Source organism: Roseomonas sp. KE2513 (genome assembly GCF_016107305.1).
GTDB lineage: Bacteria > Pseudomonadota > Alphaproteobacteria > Acetobacterales > Acetobacteraceae > Roseomonas.
In genome coordinates this window covers 58,359-78,394 of record NZ_RCVR01000014.1, presented here as the reverse complement: position 1 = coordinate 78,394, position 20,036 = coordinate 58,359, and the positions used below count along the sequence as shown (strand labels likewise).

The window sequence follows — 20,036 nt, the reverse complement described above, 5'->3', positions numbered from 1 at the left end:
TCCGGGAAGAAAGACGGCGCCCGGCAGAATAAGTGTTTTCGATCAAAGGTTTATCTTGGAGGAGCCTTGAAGGGTCAGCTAGATTCCCCTCATCAAGACGATCACACAGGAGGCCGCGGTGACCGGATCGGACAATGTGGTGCAGTTCCCGCTGCGGCGGGTATTGCCGGAGCAGGTGGCAAAGGCGTTCGAGGGCGTTCCCGACGTGCGGGAGGTCGGCAATATCGCGGAGGCGTTCCAGCTCGAGATGCCGTCGCGCGATCTGCGCGACCGGGTGGAGGCGAGCGTGGCGGAGTTCGTGCTGCACAACGTGCCGCCGGAGAAGGGTGCCCGTCGCGAGGCGGCCCTACGGGACCTGCTGACGACCTACGCCGAGCGGGCCGAGACGGCGGCCGAGGTGGCACGCGACGCCTGGGTGACGGCGGAGGCGGCACAGGAAGGGGTGGTGCTGCGGCAGCAGGAGCAGGGCACGGACGCGGCGCTGGAGATCCTGTCGCAGCGGGCGAATGACCTGACCGAGCAGGCGGCGCAGCTGACGATCACGGCCTACGGCCTTTCGGTGGAGCGGTCCGCCGCGGCCCGGGTGGTGTCGCTGGCGCAGCGCGGCGAGGAGTGGAAGCCGACGAGCCTGCGCGAGGCCGAGTTGGCAGTGTTCGGCCTCGCGGTGGTGGATCGCTGATCCAGTCCAACAGATGGCTCGGATCGCGTGATCCGGGCCATCAGTGTTCCTGAATAGCCTCCAGGCGGGCGCTAGCCCGGCGATCGGCGGCGTGGGCCTCGCGCAGGAGGCGGGCGCTCTGGGCCGCGTTCAGCGGCTCGGCATCTGCGCCCTCCCGTAACCGCTCGGCCTCGCATTGCCAGCGGCGGATCTCGGCTAGGCAACCGGCTTCGGCGGTCCGCGGGACGGTGGGAGGATGATGGAACACGTCATGCCCTCCGGTGACCGGACGAGCGGGAAGGGCAGCGGGCGCGCGTGAGCGAGCCTGCCCCTGTAGGCGAGCGAAGCATGGCGGATCTCGGTGTGAATGGTGGAAGGAGCCAGCCACGCGGCGAACCGACGACGGGCTGGCGTGCGGCCTGTCAGGCGGCGCGCCGATGCCCCGCCCGCGAGAGGGTGGGCAGGGTCGGATAGCGGTTGTCCGGTAGTCCGAAGCCCTCGTCCTCGTGCAGCTGCAGGAGGCGGATCGCGACGCTCTGGCGGCGGCCGTCGCGCAGGGAACGCAGCATGGCGAGGTCGGTGCGATTGGCGGCATAGACGCTGAGCCAGCGCCCGGTCGCGGGATCGCGCCGGGCGGCGTGGTACTGGCCGTTGAGGAAGCTCTCGACGATCCAGGGCGTGCGGCAGACGGCGGTGTGGCCGAAGCGGGCGCGCCAGTAGCCGTCATCCTGAAGGTAGAAGATCGAGCCGAGGGCGACGGTGCCGACGCCGAGCGGGTTGTCACCACCCTGCCGGCGCTGTGCGTGGTACTGGCGTAGCATCCTCACGCCTCCCAGGGATTGCTGTCGTCGCGATCGCGGCGGAGTTCCGCCAGGTGATCGACGGTGAGATCGGCATAGGGCGCGAGAGGCAGGATCATGGCCTCCGGCTCGGCGATTTCACGCTGCTCGAGACTGATCCAGAGCAGAAGAGGGTCGGCATCGTCGGGAGCGTCCAGGTTCTCGACCTGGGCAAAGAAGGTTTGCATGGGCGCGTCCCAGCCGACGGTGACTTCGGTCCTTGGCTGACGCGCGGGAAGCTCATGGCGGCTCATGACCCCGGCCTCAGAACGGGATTTCGCTGTCGTCGAAGACAGGCAGCGGCGGCGGCACGAAGCCAGGCGTGTCCAAGCGGTAGCCGTCGTAGCCGTGGCGGTCGCACATGGCGTTGGCGAAGCGGCTGGCCGCCCTGCGAGAGGCGAAGCGGTAGGGGTGGCAGGCGGTCATGACGTGGCAGCGGCCGTAGAGGCCTTGGAAGCCCTCCTCGTGGACGGCCTCGAAGACGATGGTGGTCAGCGCCGGCGGGCGCGGCAGGGCCACAGAGGCGAGCAGACTGGCGGACATCGGATGGAATCCTCGCGCGCCGGGCAGGCCGTCAGGCCGCCCGGTAGGATGGAAGGGACAGGAACGAGGAGCACCCGGCGCCCCGAAGGGCGCCAGGGCGCGGACGTCAGAACGGCACGTCGTCGTCCAGGTCGGCCTTCGGCGCGTCCCAACCGGAGCCGCCGCCAGCACCCGCCGCCGCACCGGCCCGGGCACGCTGGCGACCGCGGCCACGAGTGCTGCCCTGCGCCGACGGCTCGCCGCCCTCGGCCGAAGCGCCAGCCTCGCCGCGTGCTTCCCGGCTGCCCGAGCCAGCGGGATCGCCAAGCATCTGCAGGGTGCCGTTGAACGGGCGGAGCGCGATCTCGGTGGTGTAGTGGTCCTGGCCATCGCGCTCCCACTTGCGCGTTTCCAGCTTGCCCTCGACGTAGATGAGGCTGCCCTTCTTCAGGTAGCGCTCGGCGACGGTGCCCAGGCCATCGGTGTAGATGCAGACCCGGTGCCACTCGGTCCGCTCCTGGCGGTTGCCCTCGCGATCCTTCCAGCTCTCGCTGGTGGCGAGGGAGAAGCTCACCACCTGTCCGCCGTTGCTGAAGTTGCGCACCTCGGGGTCGTTGCCCAGGCGCCCGATCAGCGAAGCCTTGTTGAGCGAACCAGCCATCGTCTTGTCCTCTTCATTCTCTCTCCCCGAAGAGGCTTCCGGCCCGTGCCGGTCGCGTCTCCTCGGGTGCGGTCGACAGGAGACGCGGTGGCGGGCGGTCCTACCCCTGAGGCATGTGAGGGAGGGGGTTGGGGTTGCGACGCAGCGGGGCATCGCCCCGCGCACGGCGCGGCCCCGGCCCCTGACCGAGAATGCCGAACCGCAGGCGCTTTCCCCGGCTTCGGGGAAAGCGGGGGTAGGAGCGGCCGACACCGTGGCTCAGACCGCAGCACCACGAGGAGATGCAGCCGGCACGGGCAGGCAACCGACACACTTCTCCCCACTCTCGTCCTTCGGACATCTCCCCCTCTCCATTCGGGTGTTCTCTCCTCCCCTTTCCCTCCTCCCGTCAGGCGGCTTCGGCCGCCGTCTCCGGATCGGGCAGGTCGTCCAGGAAGGCCCAGTGCAAGGCGGCCATCGGACCCAGATCGCTCCAGTCCACCTCGCCGTCCTCGTGCAGTGTCCGCAACTCGTCGGCCGCCGCGGCGACCCGGGCCTCGATCGGACCCTTCGGGGACTCTGGCAGGGCAACCGGGAAGAAAGGGAAGCGCGCCCCCTGCCCCGGTTCCGCCAGCAGGGCCAACTGGCGGCGCTGAAAAGTGACCATGTGCCGGGCGAGGAAGGCGTCGGTCTTGCTCTGCCCGGCGACGAAGGCGGCCCGGCGCGCAGTCTGGCCGTAAGCCTGGCTGTCCACCGAGGCCACCCGTGGATGGTCCCGCAGGGCGTGCATGGCCTCGGACTTCACCCCGTAGAGATGCAGCCTCGCCGGGGCATCCCCGAGTGCCCGATCCAGCGTCTCCACCACGCGCAGCACCCCGTCGGTGCCGCCGACCTGACGACGGCAGACGCTGCCGACGCCCAGCACCGGGGCATGCTCGACGCCCGGCAGGCGGTCGAGGCAGCGCAGGTAGTGGTCAGGGCGCCAGCCCTGCACCACAGGGACGAGCCGCTCGGAGATGCCGCGCTCCTCCGCCTCGCGGAGGCAGAGCATGTACAGTCGTACCGTGCCGGCGATGCGGTCCAGCACCTCGGCGTCGTCGCGGGCGATCTCCGGCTCGACGCAGAGGTCCATGGCGGAGAACCAGCGCCAGGGAGCGGCGGCCGCCAGCTCGATGTAGGCGGCCACGGTCCAGGGGTAGAAGCCGTAGCGGGCCATCGCCCCGAAGCCGGCAGAGTCCAGGGCGGCATTGAGCCCGGCGAGACGCCGCAGCGGCCGGTGGTCAAAGCCCACCCAGTCGCGAACGCCGGCGCGGTCGGGGCGCCAGATCGAGAAGGCGTTGGCGCTGAGCAGCACCGGCGACCGCAGGCGTCAAGCGGCGGCGAGGAGCGGCCCGTCCGCGAGGTGCGGCAGGCCGAGCAGGAACTCCGGCATGGTCAGAACAGCGACGGCTGGTCGGAGGCCCAATCCGCGGCACGCGGGCGGGACAACTCGGCGACCGGCGGCTTGTCGGGCTGGTAGCGCGCCTGCAGGCGGTTCAGCAGGGCGCGCTCGCCCGCCTCGGTTTCGCGCGCGAGGGTGGCGCGAAGGCGGGCGACCAGCCCTGCCGAGCGGAGCTGCGCGATTACCGCGCGCTCGAGATCGGAGAAGGTAAAGGCCGGGTCGCCCCAGCAGGGGTGCGCGGTCAGCTCCTCGAGGAAGCGCAGCTTGTCGGCGGTGGAGGTGAAATACTCCGCCCAGAAGCCGTGCACGTCGTAGTGCGCGATCATGCCGAAGCGCTGGGAAAGGACACGGTAGAACTTCAGTGTGAAGCGCTTGCGCAGAAAATCCTCGGCGATGAAGGCGAGAAGCTGATTGCCGAAGGCGGCCTTGGCAGCGCCGTCATCGAATTTGGTAGCGGTGAAGTTCTCCGCGCGCAGTGGCGGGTTCTGGAAGCTGGCAACGGTCATGGCGCTTTCCTTCCCGTGAGGGTTCCTCTGAACCCCTCACGGCGGGCGCGCCGACGGCGGCCGGGGCAAGGGCGCGCGATCTCGCGCGGGCGGCGATAGCCGCCTTCCCTTGCGGCGGACGTCGCGGTGCGGCAGCGGTCCTCAACCCCTTCCTCCCAACCTGGGCCGCATGAGGTGGGGCGTCGGTGCCGGCGTGTGTCAGGCCGCTTCATCGCGGTAGATCGCGACGGCCTCCTCTTCTGGCATGGTATTGAGCCATGCCTTCACATTCCACTTCGCCTTGATGTCCTCCGACTCCAACACCTGCTTCAGCTGCTCGGGTTTCAGCACCTTGGTCTGGAAGATCCCTGGCTTCTCCGTGTGAGTGTAGAGCGCGCGGTTCCGGAGCGATCGCTTTAGGTCGCGGCGCACGATCCAGTCGGTCAGGAGTTTGTCCACGATCCACTCGGCGTCCTGCACGATCATGCGGGGTGGACCACCTGTGGGTGTGCCGATGTCCACCTCCGGCAGGGTCTTTCCGTAGGTGTCCAGGCGCGCGCGCAGGGCGTTGGGCTGCACGTTCGTGGCGCCGCCGGTTCCATGGTTCTGGGCGTAGCCCTCCTTCTTGCCGTCGATCCAGATGTCGGCGTGAAAGTTGCTCGTCTCCTCGCTCAGGGCGGCGCTGTAGGAGACCTTGCGAAGCTTGATCTTCATGGTGGCTTCTCTGCCCCAGAGGCCGCGAGGCGCCGGCTCGGCCGACGGCCGAGGTGGCATCGCCCGGCACCGTGCATCTCCGCCCGCGCGTGACCCGTTGAAGGGCCTGCAAGGATGGGATGGAGACGGATGACCGAGGCGAAGGACGGAAAGGCGATCAAAGTGAACCGGGCGCCGGTGCTGACGCTGTGGGCGGCGGTCGTGGCCGAGCGGCTCGGGCATGACCGCGAGACGGCGATCACGCTGGGCCGTGCCGTGGCCGGGTCGAGTGCCCGCGTGAAGGCCAAGGCCATCGGCATCGCCGAGGACGCGCACGAGGGCGGCGACCTGCGCGACGAGGTGCGCAAGCAGGGTGAGAGGGAGCAGCGGCCGAAGGCCGTGCATCTGCTCGGCCGCGACGTGCCGGTGGTCGAGGAGAAGGGCGCCCTACGCGCGCTGGATCACGACAAGGCGGCTTCGCCGAAGGCGGCGGCCGGCTACGTCGAGCGGGCTCTCAAGGAGGATCTCGCCGCCGTCAGGCAGGCGATGGAGGACTTGGCTGGCTCGATGGAGCCGGAGGAACTGAACCGGATCGGCTTCCGGCTGTACGAGCACTTCCGGCCTGAGGTGCCGGCAGGGGCCAAAGGCTGGGGCGCCAAGGGCGTACTCAATCTCGGCAAGATCCGCTCGGCGGGTGGCTAATCAGCCACCTGTGCGCGACGCCTAGCTCTGGTCCCAGGCAACGATGGTCAGTCGCTGGTCCGGCGGACAGGTGTCGATCACCGAAGGGTGCATGGTGACGTACCAGGCCTTCACGATCGCGGCGGAGGCCATGTCTGGAACCGCCCGCACCGCCGGAAGGATATGGCGGGCGTTGGCGCTGTAGATCCTGGGATAGCCGTCGGACCGGAGCAGCACCGTATCGCCGGTTTTCAGTAGCTCCTCGAACGGGCGGATCCCCGAGGCGCCGGTGGTCCAGGTCGCCAGGATGGTGTCCCGGTCGTGGTTGCGGTTCCATTCCTCCGGCGTCTGCGTCGTGACGGTGATCTGCCAGCCTGCCATGCCCGTTTCCTTCTGCATCTCCTGCTCCGAACCATCGCACGGACGCGGCAGGCTGGCTGCTGAAAGCGCATCCTCGGCGCGGTCCTGCCTGCGAAGCGGTGTAGCAAGGCCTGCCAGGACCGGCGGAGGCGCACTGGCGTTTCCGGGTGCAGCTGCATCACGCCACGTCCTGCGGCTGGCGTACGGACAGCGCCACAGCCATCGGCCGCACCCAGATCGGCAGGGTCGAGAGCATGAAGCCTTCCCCTGACCAGGCCAAAAGCAGCGTCCGGCCCATCGTCTCGGCGATTGCCTGGGCGGCATCCGGCGGCACGGCGTTGCCGATCCGCTCACGCCAGTCGGCATCGCTCAGCCCGTCCAGCTCGGCCTGCTCCTCCGGGTCGATCAGCGATTGCAGGGCACACAGCTCGGCCGTGGTGAAGGGACGATGCCACGTCCCGTCCAGCGCCCGGATGCGGGCCACCACTCGGTCCGAGGCCCCCGGCAGCGTCGGGCGGGGGTCGGCCACGCTCCAGCGGCCGTTGTCGTAGCCGGCCGCCGCGCTGACGGCGCCCGTGGACTGCTGCCACGGCACCACCCCGTAGTGCCCGGTGCCGTAGTAGTCGTCGCCCTTCTCGCGCTTGAGGCGCGGCCGGGGGTCGGCGACCGCGAAAGTGCCGTTCGACGGCAGGCTCTCGCCGGCCACGGTGCCGGAGGTGGCGTCCCAGGGCACCACCCCCAGCGCCCCCGAGCGGCGCACCTCGCCGCGTGGGTCGGCCACACACTGCCCGGTGCCGTGGGCGCCGGTTACGGCCCACCCGGCCCCGTCCCAGGGCACGATGCGGAACTCGTTGGAGTGTTTGGCCGGGCCGTTGTGGCGCGGGTCGGCCACGGCGAAGCCGCCGGCCCCGACCGCGGCCTTGCCGATCACCACCTGGGAGGGCTGGTCGAAGCGCTTCACGCCATACTGGCCGAAGGCGGCCACGCCGTCGGCGCGGCGGGGGTCGGCGACGCTGTAGGCGCCATTAGACGGCCCGGATCGACCGGCGACAGTGCCGCTGGGCTCTTCCCAGCGGTTCACGCCCAGCACGCCGCCGCGCCACTCGGCGCAGGGGGCGAGGGCGTAGTCGCGCAGCAGCCCGTCCTCGACGGCGAGCTTGCCCAGCGAGCGCCAGTCGCTCCCGGCCTCGACGAAGGCGAGGCGCACCCACGTCGCCCAGTGCAGCATCGGCACCCGGTGCATCGGCCCCGCCGCCGGGTCGCCCGGCAGCGGCATCCGCGACAGCACGTCGCCCACCCCGTGCAGCGACCGCTTCGGCGGCTCGTACAGGAACGGTTTCACCTTGGCGGCGTGCCGGGCCACGAGGAGGAAGCGCTTGCGGCTCTGCGCCAGCCCGCCGAGCTCGCCGCAGTCGTGAGTGGTCTCGGCCACAGCGTAGCCGTAGGCGCGCAGCAGGCCGGAGATCCGGTTCAGCAGGGCGCGCCCGCGCGATGCGATGCGCGGCACGTTCTCCAGCAGGATCAGCTCCACCGGGTCGTCGCGGTAGGCTTCCAGCGCCAGCCAGATGCCGCGCAGGGTGAGGCGGTTCAGCGCCTGGTACTTCCCTGTCTTGCTCTTGGTCTCCGAGAGCAGGCCGGAGAAGCCCTTGCACGGCGGGGAGGTGAACAGGACGTTCGGGCGCTCGTGGCCGAAGGCCGCGCGCACGTCGTTCACGGTGGCCTCGCGCCAGCCGGCGGGCGGCTCCTGGCCGTGGAAGTCGCGGTACTGCTCGCGGTCGAACAGGTCCATGCAGGTGCCCGGTACGCCGGCCAGGCGGCCGAAGTCGCGGATCGCCGCGGCGTCGACGTCGATGCCACCGAGGCAGCGGAAGCTGGCGGACAGATTACCCACCCGCGAGGTGGCGCGGTTGAAGCCGCGGGCGCCCCCGCCGAGGCCGGCGAACAGGTGGGCGTGCAGGATGGTGGCGTGACCGTGCTCGGAGAGCATGGCGCGGGGCTCCAGAAACGCGAACGGCAGGGCCTGGGCCCTGCCGCGCGCGACGTCGGTGATGGATGAGGGACGAGAGGCGCCGCAGCGCCCTCGGATCAGGCCGGAACGGCGATCGGCACGTCTCGCGAGACGCGCGGGCTGATCAGCGAGCGCTCCAGGGCGATCCTGGCGGGGGTCACCGGCAAGGACCTGAGCCCGGCGAGGCGGGGCTCCAGGGAGATGAGGTCCAGGCCAGGATGGCGCTGCTGCGCGAGTTCCTGAGCCGTCATCTCGTCGGCGGCGACCACCTCGCCTGCAACGTCGTCACCGTTCGGCACTGCGCCGCGGTAGTCCCAGGTCAGCCGGAGCGGCTGGGCGGGCTCTTCGGTCGAGGTTCCGACGTGCTCGATCGGCGCGACGAACACGTCGACGCCGCGGCGGCAGGTCAGCGTCTCCAGCCGGGTGTGCAGCATGATCGTCGAGCAGGCGCGGGCCTCCTCGAGGTCGTCGCCGGCGATGGTCAGGGCATCGAGCAGGGCGGCGCGGGCGTCGGCGCAGTCCCGCACCAGCAGCCCGTGGACGCAGGCCCAGCGCTGCGTAACCGCCGGGGGCGCCTTTAGGCGCGGCCCGCTGCCCGAGTTCCCGGCCGTCCAGGACCAGGAGTGCTCGTCGGTGCTGACTTCGACCACGAGGGAGGGTTTGTCGCAGTGACGGAAGGCGTGCCCGGTGCCGGGATAGCCCTCGATCGGGCTCCAGCCGTCGGGCGAGAGGCCGAGATCCTCGGCCGCCGAGCGCAGGCCGCGCTCGATCAAGGTGCTCATGGGTTCAACTCCCGTGGGGGATGGGGTGCGTCGGGGACGAACCGTCGTTTCCGGTCCTCTCGTCCCTGACCCCTCCCCCGTGGCCGCGTCTCAGGCCGCCGGGGGCAAGGGCGAGCGGAGCGAGGGAGCGCAGCGACGCACCCTTGCGGCCGGAGGACGGACGCGGCAGCGCCTTTCCCCGTCCTTCTTCCGCTCTCCCTCGGGTTCCGCCTTCAAGCACGGCGGGCGCGCAAGTACCTGCCGGACGCCGAGAACAGGCCGTGGACGCCGCGGACGAGGTAGAAGGTTCCGGCGACCCCGACCCCGAGGGTCAGGGCCCAAAGCAGACCGAAGACGATGGTGATCGCGACACGTCCCTGATTGGGATCGCGAACGGCCTGGCAGGTCTCCCCCTCTCGCAGGGAGATTACGGCCGGCTCGGCTTCCCTTTGGAGCGGCTGTGTGCCGGGTCGGAACGAGGCGTCGTACACATCGCAGGCATCGAGCAGATCGGTGATACGAGCGCGCACATCGGCACGAGCCGCATCGGGGTTCGGAATGTCTGCCCGAACCCCTGTCGGCGACACCGCCACTAGGGTCAGGACCCATTGATATGAGCGTCGCGATCTGATTCAGGCTCCGCGAGGAGACCGGGATGAGCGACCTGTTTTGGCTAAGGGATGAGCAGATGGAGCGGCTGCGGCCGTTCTTTCCGAAGAGCCACGGCAAGCCTCGAGTGGATGACCGGCGGGTGCTGAGCGGCATCGTGTTCGTCAACCGCAACGGGCTGCGCTGGCGCGATGCTCCTGGCGCGTACGGCCCGCACAAGACGCTGTACAACCGCTGGAAGCGCTGGGGTGAGGCAGGCGTGTTCACGCGCATCATGGAAGGTCTGGCTGCGGTGGGCGCCGAACCCAAAACGGTGATGATCGACGCGACCTACCTGAAGGCGCACCGCACGGCATCGAGCCTGCGGGTAAAAAGGGGGATCTCGGCCGCCTGATCGGACGCACGAAAGGCGGCATGAACACCAAGCTCCATGCCGTCGCCGACGCGAACGGTCGCCCCTTGAGCTTCTTCATGACCGCCGGTCAGGTCAGCGACTACACCGGTGCGGCCGCGCTGCTGGACGACCTGCCAAAAGCGCAGTGGCTGCTCGGCGACCGCGGCTACGACGCCGACTGGTTCAGGGACGCTCTTCAGGCCAAGGGCATCCAGCCTTGCATCCCAGGCCGCAGGTCGCGCAACGAGCCCGTCCGGTACGATAAGCGCCGCTATCGGCGCCGCAGCCGCATCGAGATCATGTTCGGCCGCCTCAAAGACTGGCGCCGCGTCGCCACCCGCTACGATCGCTGCCCTACGGCCTTCTTCTCCGCCATCGCCCTCGCTGCCACCGTCATCTTCTGGCTGTGATCAACGATTCCTGACCCTAGCCCTTTTATTTTTTGGGTTTTTTTTGGGTTTTCTGGATCTAAGCATGGGCCTCGTTCGTTGACCATTAAACCGCCGCGTATCGCGTCCGGTGAACTGGAGCAGACCGATGCGGAAGCGCGGTGTTCTGATCGGGCTTGGTGCCCTCACGATAGCCTTGGCGGGAGCTGCCTACGCTCAGACTGGGCGCAGCACCGCGCTGACCCAGGTGGCGCGGTTCGACCACCAGGTCACCGGCGTCGCCGTCACGGCCGACGGGCGCCGCTTCGTAAACTTCCCACGCTGGACCGACGACGCGCCCATATCGGTTGCCGAGGTGATGGCCGACGGGGCGCTCCGGCCCTACCCCGACGTCAAGTGGAACAGCTGGCGCAACGCCAGGGCGAACGAGATGTCGGTCGGCGAGCACTTCGTCTGCGTCCAGTCGATCGTGCCGGACGGCCACGGCAACTTGTGGGTGCTCGATCCCGGTGCGCCCGGCAACGAGAAGATCCTGGAGGGCGCACCGAAGCTCGTCCGCATCGACCTGAAGACGAACAAGGTGACCAAGGTCATCGCGGTGCCTGGCGACGTTGCGTTGCAGGGCACCTACCTCAACGATATCCGGTTCTCGCCCGATGGCCGGACCGGCTACATCACCGACAGCGGCACGCGCGGCGCAATCATCGTCGTCGACTTGGACGACGGAAAGAGCTTCCGAGCGCTTGATGGCCATCCGTCGACCCAAATCGACAAGAGCGTCACCGTCGCCATCGAAGGCAAGCCGCTTGTCCGCCTCGATGGGCGGCAGCCTGCGTTCGCGTCCGACGGCATCGCGATCTCGAATGACGGGAAGACGCTCTACTGGCAGGCGCTGACCGGAAAGACGCTCTATTCGATCGCAACCGACAAGCTGCGTCCCGACGTCAGCGAGCGAGAGCGCAGTGGCGCGGTGCAGACCGTTGCCACCACCGCCGTTGCGGATGGGCTGTGGATGAGCAAGGCAGGGACGCTCTACATCACCTCGCCGACCGATTATTCGATCAGGCGGCTCGCCGGGTCGGGGACGGAGATCGTCTTGACGGATAAGCGGCTACGCTGGCCGGACACCTTCGCCGAAGGTCCCGACGGGACGATCTACGTCACCGCGAGCCACATTCAGGACACGCAGTGGTTCACGCCGGGTGCCCCGCCGTCGATCCGCACCGAGCTGTTCTCGTTCGCTCCTACCCGTTGAGGATCGCCATGACCTACCTGCGCTACCGCGACGACATCGAGACGCTCGAACCAGACGAGCAGGCGACGATCGACGGCATCATCCAGGGGATGACGCAGCAGAGCGAGGTGGTCGAGAAGCGTGAGCAGCATGCCGTGCGCGCCAGCCATGCCAAGAGCTCGGCCTGCGTTGTCGGCACGCTGACGATCGCCGACGACCTTCCGCCGGAGCTGGCGCAGGGGTTGTTCGCCGAGCCGGGCAGCTACGACGTCGCGATCCGCTTCGCACAGGGCCCAGGCGAGACGCTGGGCGATCGCGTGTCGACACACCGCGGCATGGCGATCAAGGTGTTCGGCGTCGAGGGCGAGAAGCTGCTGGGGCATGACGCGTCGACGCAGGACTTCGTGCTCGCCACGGGGCGGACGTTCCCGTCGGGAACCGCTTCCGGGTTCCTCAGCGACGCGAAGAAGATTGGTGCCACCACGCCCATGCCGGAGGGCGTCAAGAGCGCTGTGTCGTCGATGGCGCGCAACTTCAATAAGGTGCTGGGTCTGTTCGACACCGCCTATGCCAAGGCGGATTTCTTCGGCCACCCATTCAGCCACCCAATCGGCGACGACTATTTCAGTCAGGCACCGGTGCGCTACGGCGACTATGTCGCAAAGCTCGGTGCCGTGCCGGCATCGCAGGCGCAGGATGCGCTCGCCGAGTGGCAACTCGATCCGCACGAAGACGAGGACGGGTTTCGTCATGCGGCGATCGAGTATTTCCGTGACCAAGAGGCGGTGTTTGAGCTGAAGGTGCAGCTCTGGGCGAACGCGGAGACGCAGCCGATCGAGGACGCCTCGGTCGAGTGGCCGTCACAGGACAGCCAGTATCGCACCGTAGCCACGATCCGCATCCCTGCGCAGGAGGCGTACAGCCCGGCGCGCGTGCGCTACTTCGACGAGGTGATGACCTTTCGTCCCGCGAATAGCCTGGCCGCGCATCGGCCTCTCGGGTCGGTGATGAGGGCGCGGCTGCAGGTGTATCGTGCGCTGTCCGCCTTTCGCCACCGCGAGAACGGGGTCGCCGAGGAAAACACCGCCGACATCACCGCCATCCCGGCCTAACGCGAAGCAGGAAAGCGCCAATCATGCCGACAGCCATCAACTCCGCCACATACGCCGCCGTGCCGATCGGCACGGTGCCGACCACGCTGACGATCAACGGTGAGACGCGCACCCGCGCGATCGAACCCTGGACGACGTTGCTCGACCTGCTGCGGGAAGGCGAAGACCTGATCGGCACCAAGAAGGGCTGCGACCACGGCCAGTGCGGCGCGTGCACCGTGCTGATCGACGGGCGCCGCATCAACTCGTGCCTCAAGCTGGCGGTGACGCTGGACGGTGCGGAGATCACGACGATCGAGGGGCTGGGTCAGCCGGGCGACCTCCACCCGCTGCAATCCGCCTTCTGCGACCACGACGCGTTCCAGTGCGGCTATTGCACGCCTGGCCAGATCTGTTCCGCGCAGGGCCTCATCAACGAAGGCAAGGCCAGGACTCGGGACGAGGTTCGCGAGCTGATGAGCGGCAATCTGTGCCGGTGCGGCGCCTATTCGAACATCATCGATGCGGTGCTCGACGTGATCGGAGAAAAGGCATGAACCGCTTCGACTATGCCCGCCCGACCAGCGTCGCCGAAGCGGTGCAGGCAGGTGCCGGAGAGCAGGTCCGCTACCTGGCGGGCGGCACCAACCTGATCGACCTGATGAAGGAGAACGTCGATCGGCCGACGACGGTGATCGACATCAACCGCCTGCCGCTCGATGCGATCGAGGAGCTGGACGGCGGAGGGTTGCGGCTCGGAGCGCTCGTGCCGAACTCCAACACTGCGTGGGACGCGCGGGTCGAGCAGCGGTATCCCTTGCTGTCCTCGGCGATCCTCGCCGGCGCCAGCCCCCAGCTGCGAAATGCCGCGACCAACGGCGGCAACCTCAACCAGCGCACGCGCTGCTATTATTTCTACGACGTCGCCACGCCTTGCAACAAGCGCGAACCGGGCTCGGGCTGCGGCGCGATCGGCGGGGTCAATCGCATCCACGCCATCCTGGGCGCGAGCAACCAGTGCATCGCCACGCACCCATCGGACATGTGCGTCGCGCTGGCGGTGCTCGACGCGGCCGTCCAGGTGACAGGTCCGGACGGCGACCGAGCGATCCCGATCGCCGATTATCATCGGCTGCCCGGCGACGAGCCGTGGCGCGACAACACGCTGAAGCCCGGCGAATTGGTGACGGGCATCGACCTGCCGGCCGAAGATTTCACCCAGAACTACACCTACCTGAAGCTGCGCGATCGCCTGTCCTACGCCTTCGCGCTGGTTTCGATAGCCGTCGCGATGCGGGTCGAAGGCGGCATCATCGCTGAAGCGCGGGTGGCGCTCGGCGGCGTTGCGCACAAGCCATGGCGCAGCACCGAAGCCGAGAAGCTGCTGAAGGGACAGCAGCCGTCGCCGCAGGCGTTCGGCGCTTTCGCCGATGCCCTCCTCGCCGGAGCGGTCGGTCAGGGCAAGAACGACTTCAAGATCCCGCTCGCGCGCAAGGGAATCGTCCGTGCGCTGAAGCAGGCCGCCGAGGCCACCCCGCAATCGCAGACCGACAAGCGCATCGCTTAAGGAGCAGACATCATGGCTACCGCAGCGAAGATCGGAATCGGCAGCGCGATCAACCGCGTCGATGGCGTCGAGAAGGTCACCGGCACGGCGCGCTACGCCGCCGAGCATCCAGTGGAGAACCTGCTGTACGGCTACATCGTCGAGGCCGCGATCGCCAAAGGGCGGATCGTCAATATCGGTGAGGAAGCTGCGCGCGCCGTGCCCGGCGTCGTCGAGGTCATCACGCACCTCAACCGGCCGCACGTCGCCTGGACCGACCACAGCTACCAGGACGAGCTGAAAATCCCCGGCTCGCCATTCCGGCCACTCTACGATGACCGCATCCAGTTCAGCCAGCAGCCCATCGCGCTGGTGCTGGCCGAGACGTTCGAGGCAGCGCGCTACGCCGCCAGCCTGGTCGAGGTCGCCTACGAGGCGGAGGCGCACAATACCGACTTCGAGGTTGCGGTCGGCGATAAGTACGTGCCGAAGAAAAAGCGCAGCGGCTACATGGCGCCGAAAAACCGCGGGGACGCGGCACAGGCGTTCGCGGACGCTCCGCTGAAGGTGGCCGGCGACTACCGGCTCGCGCCGGAACACCATAATCCCATGGAGATGTTCGGCTCCACTGTCGAATGGCACGGCGACGGTAGCATCACCGTGTGGGATAAGACCCAAGGTTCGCAGGGGGTGCATGCCTACCTTGCCAGCGTCTTCGGCTTTTCGAAAAAGAAGGTACGCGTGCTCAACCCCTATGTCGGCGGCGCCTTCGGCTCGGGCCTGCGGCCACAGCATCAGGTGTTCCTGGCGGTCCTTGCCGCCAAGATGCTGGAACGCTCGGTCCGGGTCACGATGACCCGCAATCAGATGTTCAGCCACGCCTATCGCCCCCAGGCGATCCAGAGCATCGCGCTGGGCGCGGAGACGACCGGTAAGCTCACCGCGATCCGCAACGAGGCGACCACCTCCACCTCGCGCTACGAAGACAATATGGAGAACGTCGTCACCTGGGGGCTGATGAATTACGACTGCCCCAATGCCGACGCAGAATATACCGTCGCTCAGATCGATACGGCGACATCGGCGGACATGCGCGCGCCGGGGGCTGCGACCGGCATGACGCTGTTCGAGATCGCGATTGACGAGATGGCCTATGTCGCCAAGGTCGATCCGCTCGAGTTCCGGCTCGTCAACTACTCGCCCATCGATGCGATGAACGGAACGCCATACACCAGCAAGGCGTTGCGAGAGGCGTTTCGCGAAGGGGCCGAGGCGTTCGGATGGAGCGAGCGCTCGGCCGAGCCGCGCTCGATGCGCGATGGCAAGGAGCTGGTCGGCTGGGGCTGCGCGACCGGCATGTGGGACGCGCAATTTTCCAAGACGTCCGCGAGCGCGAAGCTCACGGCCAACGGACATCTGGAAGTAGCGTGCGCGACGTCGGACATCGGCACCGGCAGCTACACGGTGATGACCCTGGTCGCCGCCGACACGCTAGGTCTGCCCCCTGAGAAGATCACCGCCAAGCTGGGCGACTCCGACCTGCCGACCGCCCCGGTCGAAGGGGGGTCGTGGGGGGCGGCATCGTCCGGCGCGGCGGTGCAGCTCGCGTGTCAGGCGGTCGGCAAGAAGCTCCTGAAGGCGGCCGGGAAGATCGCCGGCGAACCGCTGGGCGGAGCGAGAATAGACGATGTGCTGTTTGAGGACGGCTGCATCGTGTTGAAGGACGTGCCGACGGTCCGCGTGCCATTCGGCGATGCGATGCGTGCCGCCGATCTGACGGAGATCGAAGAGGAAGCAACCGCTGCTCCCGGATTCCGCGACATGTGGAAAGGCCTCCACAAGTCAAAGAACACCCACAGCGCCATCTTCGCGGAGGTGAAGGTGGACGAGGAGCTGGGCGTGATCCGCGTCACCCGCATCGTCGATGCGGTCGCCGCCGGCCGCATCATCAACCCGAAGACGGCGCGCAGCCAAATCATTGGCGGCGTGGTGATGGGCATGGGCATGGCGCTCCACGAGGAGACCTTCCCCGACCACCGGCTGGGACGGTGGATGAACCACAACTTCGGCGAATACCATGTGCCCGTGCATGCCGACATTCACGATATCGAAGTGATCTTCGTCGATGAACCCGATTCCGAAGTGACCCCGCTCGGGGTCAAAGGGCTTGGCGAGATCGGCATCGTCGGCACCGCTGCTGCGATTGCTAATGCGATCTATCACGCGACTGGTAAGCGGGTGCGGTCCCTGCCGATTACGATCGATAAAATCTTGGGCTGATTAGCCGAAGTCAGCATCCGCCGTGCCGGGTCTATAGCCGGTCTCAGCCATTCTCCGGTTCTTGACCCGGCTTGTAGGTGGGTTTTGCTGGCGGAACGATATAGCTCAACGTAACGATCCCCGCGACGATCAGTCCAGCACGCCAATTCCAGAATGCCAGGATGAAGGCTGTCCAATAGGCTCCGGCGGTGACGGCGAATTTGAGGGTTGTTCGCCTGAGGTAGGCGTCCGTCAGGCGCTGGTCTGAAAGCCCCCTCGCGATTGCATAGACCCAACGCACGAACCACCACGTCGCCGGCGCCGCTGCCACGCCCAGATAGGCCAAAACGGCGGTCTTGCTTTCCGCGTCACCGCCAAGATGCTCGATGAGCGGCCGCGCAGGAAATGGCGTGATGCTGACAGCGGCAAGAAAGCCGATGCTGAGCAGATTGTAGCCATGATCGGTTTTTTGCAGAAGCTTGCCGGTGAAGTGGCTGGAAGCCCAGTAAAGACCGATCAGGATCACGCTAAGGGCGTAGGCCGCATATTCCGGTGCCAGCTTTAGGTATGCCGCTGCCAGGTCGCCGTCAGTCGGCTCTGGTGCGTGTAGTTCGGTCACCGGGAGGGTGATGGCAATTGCCAGCACCGCGTCCATGAATGCCTCAAGGCGGTCCGATTTGCGTTCGGTTGCTTTGAGAGAGGATGTCGCCATCTGACGCTACAGCATTTCGAGTGGGCGACGGCCCGCTGGCCGGGGAAATGCCGCATCGAGTGTCGCAAGGTCGGCGTCGGAGAGGACGATATCTGCGGCAGCGCGGTTCTCCCGCACATGTGCAATCGAACTCGCTTTCGGGATGGCGATAAGGCCATCGTGGCGCAACGTCCAGGCAAGTGCGACCTGCGCAGGGGTTGCTCCAACCTGGGCCGCTACTTTGTCGAGGGCGGGATGGCTTGTGAGGCGTCCCTGCTCGACGGGACTATACGCCATCACTGGCACTTTGTGCTGGGCGAGCCACGGCAACAGGTCCAACTCAGGGCCTCGACGGACGAGATTGTAGAGGATCTGATCGGTCACGCAGCCATCTCCGCCGGCAGCGACAAGCTCTTCCATATCGTCGGTATCGAGATTGCTGACACCCCAGTGTCGGATCTTTCCTGCCGATTTGAGCGCCTCCAATGCCTCCACTGTCTCAGCGAGCGGCACCGATCCCCGCCAATGGAGAAGGTAGAGGTCCAGCCGGTCGGTGCCGAGCCGCTTCAGGCTCGCCTCGCACGCACCGGCAAGGCGGGAGCGCGATGCGTTCTGCGGATATGCCTTGCTGACGAGGTACAACTGGTCGCGAACGCTGCCCAGCGCCTTGCATATCAGCGTTTCCGCCGCACCATCGCCATACATTTCGGCGGTATCGATGAGCGTCATGCCCAGTTCGACACCGGCGCGTAGCGCGGCGATCTCATCGGATCGGCGCTCGGCACGTTCGCCCATCTTCCAGGTGCCTTGACCCATTGAAGGAACCACTTCCCCGCCGGGCAATGTCACGTGTTTCATGTGCTTTCGTCCTATGAGATGAGTTCGACTGTTCGGTCGCGGGAGGCGGATTGGCAGATGACCACCATGTAACGATCATATCGCGGCTGGCCATCGATCGAGTGCCATTTTGGCGATAGAGAGCAGTTCGTTGATCGTAGCGCCGTCGCGCGCCTGAACGGACATGCCTTCCATGACCGTATTGATGAATTTGCCTAGCACGGCCGGATCGGTGTTGGCCGCAAGCTCGCCCTGCGCGGCGCCGCGTTGCAGACGCTCGATCAGGAGGGCCTCCGCCGCGATACGCTTGTCGCGCAGCAGGCATTCGATGGCGGCGGACGCCGGCGAAACGGCTGCCGCTGCCGAATACATGAAGCAGCCGGCCGGCGTTCCAGGTTCCGAGAATGATGACGCCGCTCGTTCCAGCAGGCCTTTGACGGCCTCGTAGGTGGACAACGCCGGATCGTTGATGGGTGCATAGAGGTGGACGCTGAACGTCGCGGCGTAGCGCTCGATCACCGCCGCAAACAGCCCCGCCTTGTTGTCAAACGCTGCATAGAGACTGGCGGCGGCGACGCCAGTCTCCGCCACCAGATCGGCCATCGATGTCGCCTCGTAGCCGCGCTGCCAGAACAGCCGCACCGCCTTGTCGAGCGCAGCGTCAGTGTCGAACACACGAGGGCGACCTGCGCGGCGACGGGCTTTCGTCTCTGTCATCTCTGGTGCACGATATGGAACGATCGATAAATAATATCTTGAAACTGGTGGTCCGCTCCCTTACAGAACGATCATTCAATAATCAAGGAGTTTCCAATGAGCCGCATCGTCCGTATCCACGAATATGGCGACGCCAGCGTCCTCAGGATTGAAGATGTGGCAGTCCCCGCGCCCGCGGCCGACGAAGTGCAGATCGCGGTGAAGGCGATAGGCATAAACCGCGCCGAGGTGATGTTCCGCAACCATGCCTACCTTCAGAATGCCGAGTTCCCGAGCCGCCTTGGCTATGAGGCTGCCGGCACTGTCGTTACGGTCGGCACGGACGTGACCGGGTTCGCGGAAGGCGAAGCCGTCAGCGTCATCCCCCCGCTCGATATCGCGCGCTGGGGCACTTATGGCGAGGTCGCCAACGTGCCCGCCCGCCTCGTCGTCAAGCATCCGGCGGCGCTGTCGTTCGAGGAAGCGGCGGCCGTGTGGATGCAGTATGTCACCGCCTGGGGTGCGCTGGTGGAGCAGGCGAAACTCGGCGAGGGCGATTTCGTCATCGTCACTGCTGCCTCCAGCAGCGTCGGCCTTGCTGCCTTCCAGATTGCGCGGATGGTCGGCGCGACGGTAATCGCGACGACGCGTACCGGCGCCAAGCGCCAGGCCCTGATCGATGCCGGTGCACATCATGTCGTCGCGACCGGGGAAGAGGATCTGGTAGCGAGGGTGATGGAGATAACCGATGGTCAGGGTGCGCGCGTGGTGCTCGATCCGGTTGGAGGCCCGTCGTTCGAGCCGCTGACCGAGAGCATGGCACGCGGCGGCATCCTGCTCGAATATGGCGCGCTCAGCGGCGAACCGACGCCGTTCCCGTTGTTCTCCGTGCTGGGCAAGAGCCTCACGCTCAAGGGGTATCTCTACAGCGAGATCGTCTCGGACGATGCCGCCCTCGATCGCGCCAAGGCGTTCATCGTGGCGGGTCTGGAATCGGGCGCGCTCAAGCCGCGGATCGCGCGCACTTTCCCGCTCGACGCCATCCAGGACGCTCACCGCTTCCTCGAATCGAACGACCAGATCGGCAAGGTCGTCGTTACGGTCTGACCGGCATACCGGGGGGAGTGAGCGCCTTCCCCGACAGAGGATCGGACCCTCGGCGCCCATGCCAAGGCTGCTCGTGGCGCAGGCTTGAGAGCATG

At 67.2% G+C, this 20,036-nt stretch carries 24 protein-coding genes; 9 read left to right on the top strand and 15 right to left on the bottom strand.

Annotated elements, in window-relative coordinates; all coding sequences use genetic code 11:
• Nucleotides 1-118: 118 nt before the first annotated feature.
• Nucleotides 119-679 (top strand): hypothetical protein, encoded by a 561-nt coding sequence (locus D9599_RS15675; protein WP_309228638.1) that lies wholly within the window; start codon nt 119-121, stop codon nt 677-679.
• Between the two features lie 40 nt (nt 680-719).
• On the opposite strand, the gene D9599_RS15670 is transcribed toward D9599_RS15675, so the two are convergent.
• The 8 genes from D9599_RS15670 to D9599_RS15635 form a co-directional block, all read right to left on the bottom strand.
• Nucleotides 720-926: a hypothetical protein gene (locus D9599_RS15670; RefSeq protein WP_198382214.1), complete on the bottom strand. Its 207-nt coding sequence runs from the start codon at nt 924-926 to the stop codon at nt 720-722.
• A 154-nt stretch (nt 927-1,080) separates the two neighbouring features.
• The gene (locus D9599_RS15665; protein ID WP_198382213.1) at nt 1,081-1,479 is read right to left on the bottom strand and encodes a hypothetical protein; all 399 of its coding nucleotides are present in this window, start codon (nt 1,477-1,479) and stop codon (nt 1,081-1,083) included.
• A gap of 2 nt (nt 1,480-1,481) precedes the next feature.
• A complete protein-coding gene (locus D9599_RS15660; RefSeq protein WP_198382212.1) occupies nt 1,482-1,751 on the bottom strand; it encodes a hypothetical protein in 270 nt (89 codons plus the stop codon).
• A gap of 10 nt (nt 1,752-1,761) precedes the next feature.
• Nucleotides 1,762-2,040, bottom strand: a complete 279-nt coding sequence (locus tag D9599_RS15655; RefSeq protein WP_198382211.1) for a hypothetical protein — start codon at nt 2,038-2,040, stop codon at nt 1,762-1,764.
• 106 nt (nt 2,041-2,146) lie between these two features.
• The gene (gene ssb, locus D9599_RS15650; RefSeq protein ID WP_198382210.1) at nt 2,147-2,680 is read right to left on the bottom strand and encodes a single-stranded DNA-binding protein; all 534 of its coding nucleotides are present in this window, start codon (nt 2,678-2,680) and stop codon (nt 2,147-2,149) included.
• A gap of 388 nt (nt 2,681-3,068) precedes the next feature.
• Nucleotides 3,069-4,013 carry a hypothetical protein gene (locus D9599_RS15645; RefSeq protein ID WP_198382209.1) on the bottom strand — a complete coding sequence of 315 codons (945 nt, stop codon included), beginning with the start codon at nt 4,011-4,013 and terminating at the stop codon, nt 3,069-3,071.
• Nucleotides 4,014-4,093: 80 nt separating this feature from the next.
• A complete protein-coding gene (locus D9599_RS15640) occupies nt 4,094-4,606 on the bottom strand; it encodes a hypothetical protein (protein WP_198382208.1) in 513 nt (170 codons plus the stop codon).
• 198 nt (nt 4,607-4,804) lie between these two features.
• The gene (locus tag D9599_RS15635; RefSeq protein WP_198382207.1) at nt 4,805-5,299 is read right to left on the bottom strand and encodes a hypothetical protein; all 495 of its coding nucleotides are present in this window, start codon (nt 5,297-5,299) and stop codon (nt 4,805-4,807) included.
• 129 nt (nt 5,300-5,428) lie between these two features.
• On the opposite strand from D9599_RS15635, the gene D9599_RS15630 reads away from it, so the two are divergent.
• Nucleotides 5,429-5,980 carry a hypothetical protein gene (locus D9599_RS15630; RefSeq protein WP_198382206.1) on the top strand — a complete coding sequence of 184 codons (552 nt, stop codon included), beginning with the start codon at nt 5,429-5,431 and terminating at the stop codon, nt 5,978-5,980.
• A gap of 21 nt (nt 5,981-6,001) precedes the next feature.
• Here D9599_RS15630 and D9599_RS15625 read toward each other — a convergent pair whose 3' ends face one another.
• The 4 genes from D9599_RS15625 to D9599_RS15610 all read right to left on the bottom strand — a co-directional run bounded on the left by D9599_RS15625 (nt 6,002) and on the right by D9599_RS15610 (nt 9,681).
• Nucleotides 6,002-6,358 carry a hypothetical protein gene (locus D9599_RS15625; RefSeq protein WP_198382205.1) on the bottom strand — a complete coding sequence of 119 codons (357 nt, stop codon included), beginning with the start codon at nt 6,356-6,358 and terminating at the stop codon, nt 6,002-6,004.
• 139 nt (nt 6,359-6,497) lie between these two features.
• Nucleotides 6,498-8,306 carry a DNA cytosine methyltransferase gene (locus D9599_RS15620; protein WP_198382204.1) on the bottom strand — a complete coding sequence of 603 codons (1,809 nt, stop codon included), beginning with the start codon at nt 8,304-8,306 and terminating at the stop codon, nt 6,498-6,500.
• 98 nt (nt 8,307-8,404) lie between these two features.
• On the bottom strand, nt 8,405-9,109 hold the full coding sequence (locus D9599_RS15615) for a hypothetical protein (protein ID WP_198382203.1): 705 nt from the start codon (nt 9,107-9,109) through the stop codon (nt 8,405-8,407).
• A 212-nt stretch (nt 9,110-9,321) separates the two neighbouring features.
• Nucleotides 9,322-9,681, bottom strand: a complete 360-nt coding sequence (locus tag D9599_RS15610) for a hypothetical protein (protein WP_198382202.1) — start codon at nt 9,679-9,681, stop codon at nt 9,322-9,324.
• A 62-nt stretch (nt 9,682-9,743) separates the two neighbouring features.
• Here D9599_RS15610 and D9599_RS15605 point away from each other — a divergent pair.
• The 6 genes from D9599_RS15605 to D9599_RS15580 all read left to right on the top strand — a co-directional run bounded on the left by D9599_RS15605 (nt 9,744) and on the right by D9599_RS15580 (nt 16,631).
• Nucleotides 9,744-10,501 (top strand): IS5 family transposase gene (locus D9599_RS15605; protein WP_198382186.1). Its coding sequence is split into 2 segments (ribosomal slippage): nt 9,744-10,077 and nt 10,077-10,501, totalling 759 coding nucleotides; the frame shifts between segments, so codons are not numbered across the junction.
• 127 nt (nt 10,502-10,628) lie between these two features.
• The gene (locus tag D9599_RS15600; protein ID WP_198382201.1) at nt 10,629-11,735 is read left to right on the top strand and encodes an L-dopachrome tautomerase-related protein; all 1,107 of its coding nucleotides are present in this window, start codon (nt 10,629-10,631) and stop codon (nt 11,733-11,735) included.
• 8 nt (nt 11,736-11,743) lie between these two features.
• Nucleotides 11,744-12,826 carry a catalase family protein gene (locus tag D9599_RS15595; protein ID WP_198382200.1) on the top strand — a complete coding sequence of 361 codons (1,083 nt, stop codon included), beginning with the start codon at nt 11,744-11,746 and terminating at the stop codon, nt 12,824-12,826.
• Nucleotides 12,827-12,849: 23 nt separating this feature from the next.
• Complete coding sequence (locus D9599_RS15590; RefSeq protein WP_109462180.1) at nt 12,850-13,362, top strand: (2Fe-2S)-binding protein; 513 nt, start codon at nt 12,850-12,852, stop codon at nt 13,360-13,362.
• Entirely contained in the window at nt 13,359-14,372 is a 1,014-nt protein-coding gene (locus D9599_RS15585; RefSeq protein ID WP_198382199.1) for a xanthine dehydrogenase family protein subunit M, read from the top strand. The genes D9599_RS15590 and D9599_RS15585 overlap by 4 nt, the downstream gene beginning before the upstream one ends.
• Nucleotides 14,373-14,384: 12 nt before the next feature.
• On the top strand, nt 14,385-16,631 hold the full coding sequence (locus D9599_RS15580; protein ID WP_198382198.1) for a xanthine dehydrogenase family protein molybdopterin-binding subunit: 2,247 nt from the start codon (nt 14,385-14,387) through the stop codon (nt 16,629-16,631).
• A gap of 43 nt (nt 16,632-16,674) precedes the next feature.
• Here D9599_RS15580 and D9599_RS15575 read toward each other — a convergent pair whose 3' ends face one another.
• From D9599_RS15575 to D9599_RS15565, 3 genes are all read right to left on the bottom strand, one after another.
• On the bottom strand, nt 16,675-17,322 hold the full coding sequence (locus tag D9599_RS15575) for a TMEM175 family protein (protein WP_255531587.1): 648 nt from the start codon (nt 17,320-17,322) through the stop codon (nt 16,675-16,677).
• 6 nt (nt 17,323-17,328) lie between these two features.
• Entirely contained in the window at nt 17,329-18,159 is an 831-nt protein-coding gene (locus D9599_RS15570; RefSeq protein ID WP_198382196.1) for an aldo/keto reductase, read from the bottom strand.
• Nucleotides 18,160-18,234: 75 nt separating this feature from the next.
• Complete coding sequence (locus D9599_RS15565; protein WP_198382195.1) at nt 18,235-18,813, bottom strand: TetR/AcrR family transcriptional regulator; 579 nt, start codon at nt 18,811-18,813, stop codon at nt 18,235-18,237.
• 138 nt (nt 18,814-18,951) lie between these two features.
• Between D9599_RS15565 and D9599_RS15560 the strand changes: the two genes are divergently transcribed.
• Entirely contained in the window at nt 18,952-19,941 is a 990-nt protein-coding gene (locus tag D9599_RS15560) for a zinc-dependent alcohol dehydrogenase family protein (RefSeq protein ID WP_198382194.1), read from the top strand.
• The last annotated feature ends 95 nt before the right edge of the window (nt 19,942-20,036 follow it).